This is a genomic window from Streptomyces sp. SID3212, from assembly GCF_009865405.1.
In the GTDB taxonomy this organism is placed as follows: Bacteria; Actinomycetota; Actinomycetes; order Streptomycetales; family Streptomycetaceae; genus Streptomyces.
Genome location: NZ_WWJY01000732.1, coordinates 1 through 2710, shown reverse-complemented (window position 1 = coordinate 2710; position 2710 = coordinate 1). Strand labels below are relative to the sequence as shown.

Here is a 2710-nt window from a genome sequence, read left to right as displayed (position 1 = left end):
GCCGTCCTGGCCGGCCGCCACGACGCCGGGGTGAACCTGGGCCGCGCCGGCCGCTGGGCGGAGGCGGAGGAGACCCACCGCGACGTCGCCGCCGAACGCGCCCAGACCCTCGGCCCCGACCACCCCGACACCCTCGCCAGCCGGTACGAGATCGGGCTCGCCCTCAGCGGTACGGGACGCACGGCGGAGGCGCTGCGCGAGTTCGCGAGCGTGACGGAGGGGCGCGAGCGCGCGCTCGGCCCCGACCACCCCGACACCCTGGCGGCGCGCCAGGAGACGGCGTACGCGCTGGGGCGGCTCGGCCGGCACTTCGAGGCCCACGACCTGTACGCCGCGGTGCTCGCCTCCCACGAACGCACGAAGGGCGACGAGCACCCGGACACCCTGCGGTGCCGTCACCACCTGGCGGGCAATCTGAGCAGGCTGGGCCGGCTGGAGGACGCGTACCAGCTGGCCAGGGAGGTGGTACGGGTCCGGGCCCGCGTCCTCGGCACCACCCACCCCGACACACTCGCCACGCGCTGCGAAGTGGCCAGGACCCTGGGGCTGTCGGGGCGCTGGGCGGAGGCGCTCGGCAGCTACCGCGAGCTGGAGGCGGCACGGGCGCGGGCACTCGGTCCCGACCACGCCGACACCCTCGCGGCGCGCTACGAGGTCGGCATCTGCCTGGGCCGCCTGGGGCGCGACACGGAGGCGCTGGAGCTCTACCGCGCGCTGGCGGACGACCTCAGGCGGGTGAGCGGCGGGGCCGACCCGGAGACGCTGCGCGCCCGGCACGGCGTCGGTGTGAACCTGGGGCGGCTCGCGCGCTGGGAGGAGGCGCTGCGGGAGGCCCGGGAGGTCTGGGCGATCCGCGAACGGGTCCTCGGCGCCGACCACCCCGACACGCTGGTGAGCCGCCGTGAGGTCGCCGTCGGCCTGGGGTGGCTGGGCCGCTGGGAGGACGCCCTGGCCGGCTACCGCCAGGTCGCCGGAGCCCGCGAACGGGTCCTGGGCGCGTCCCACCCGGACACCCTGACCAGCCGCAGCGACGAGGCGCACTGCCTGGAACAGCTGGGCAGGAACGCCGAGGCGGCGGAACTGTACCGCCGGGTGGCGGCCCTGCGCGGCGAACGCCAGGTCCCCCACGCGTAGACCCGGAGACCTGGGGCGCGATCACACCGCGACGACGCGTCACACCGCGGCGACGCGTCACCGGCGAGTCGCGGCACGACCCCGGCCCGGGCGCCGGCCGGTGCCCTGGCCCCGGGCTCGTCCGCGTGTTACCAAGAGCCATGCCCGCACTCGCCTCGTACGACGTCGTCATCGTGGGCGGTGGCCACAACGGACTGGTCGCCGCCGCCTACCTCGCCCGCGCGGGACGCTCCGTCCTCGTGCTGGAGCGCCTGGGGAACACCGGCGGCGCCGCCGTCTCCACGCGCCCCTTCGCCGGGGTCGACGCCCGCCTCTCCCGCTACTCCTACCTGGTCTCCCTGCTGCCGGACAAGATCGTCCGGGAGCTGGGGCTGCGCTTCGCCGTACGCAAACGGACCGTTTCCTCGTACACCCCGAAGGGCGACGGCGGGCTCCTCGTGGGCGAGGGGCGCACCCGCGAGTCCCTCGCCGCGCTCACCGGCGGCGACGCCGAGTACGCCGCCTGGCAGGAGTTCTACGGGATGACGGCGCGGCTCGCCCGGCGCGTGTTCCCCACACTCACCGAGCCGCTGCCCACCCGCGAGGAACTGCGCGCGCGGATCGACGACAAGACGGCCTGGCGCGCCCTGTTCGAGGAGCCCGTCGGCGTCGCGATCGAGGAGCGGTTCTCCGACGACCTCGTCCGGGGCGTGGTGCTGACCGACGCGCTGATCGGGACCTTCGCCGACGCCCACGACCCCTCCCTCGTCCAGAACCGCTGCTTCCTCTACCACGTGATCGGCGGCGGCACCGGCGACTGGGACGTGCCCGTCGGCGGGATGGGCGCCCTCACCGACGCGCTGGCCGCCGCCGCGCGGACCGCCGGCGCCGAGATCCTCACCGGCCACGAGGTGACCCGGGTCGACACCGACGGGACGCGCGCCGAGGTCTCGTACCGTACGGACGACGGCGACGGTACGGCCGGGGCCGCCCAGGTCCTCGTGAACGCCTCGCCCCAGGCCCTCGCCGCGCTCCTCGGCGAGGAACCGCCCCCGCCCGCCGAGGGCGCCCAGCTCAAGGTCAACATGCTGCTGCGCAGGCTGCCGCGCCTCCGCGACGCCTCCGTGGACCCGCGCGAGGCCTTCGCCGGGACCTTCCACATCGCCGAGGGGTACGGGCAGTTGGCGACCGCGTACCAGGAGGCCGCCGCGGGCCGGCCGCCCTCCGCGCCGCCGTCCGAGATCTACTGCCACTCGCTGACCGACCCGTCCATCCTCGGCCCGGGCCTGGCGGCGGCCGGGTTCCAGACCCTGACCCTGTTCGGACTGCACACCCCCGCGCGGCTGTTCACGGACGACAACGACGCCGTGCGCGCGGAGCTGCTCGCCGCCACCCTCGCCCAGCTCGACGCGCACCTCGCGGAGCCGATCGCCGACTGCCTCGCCGTGGACGAGGACGGCCGTCCGTGCGTCGAGGCGAAGACCCCGCTCGACCTGGAACGCGAACTGCGGCTCCCCGGCGGCCACATCTTCCACCGGGACCTCTCCTTCCCCTACGCGGAGGCCGGCGGCGGCCGTTGGGGCGTGGAGACGGCGCA

The 2710-nt window shown here is 75.8% G+C and carries 2 protein-coding genes; both read left to right on the top strand.

What is annotated here, in order from left to right; genetic code table 11:
• On the top strand, positions 1–1134 hold a 1134-nt coding region (locus tag GT042_RS22320), incomplete at its 5' end, for a tetratricopeptide repeat protein (protein ID WP_161310504.1).
• A gap of 140 nt (positions 1135–1274) precedes the next feature.
• Positions 1275–2710, top strand: a 1436-nt coding sequence (locus GT042_RS22315) for an NAD(P)/FAD-dependent oxidoreductase (protein ID WP_161310503.1), incomplete at its 3' end; no start/stop codon positions are given.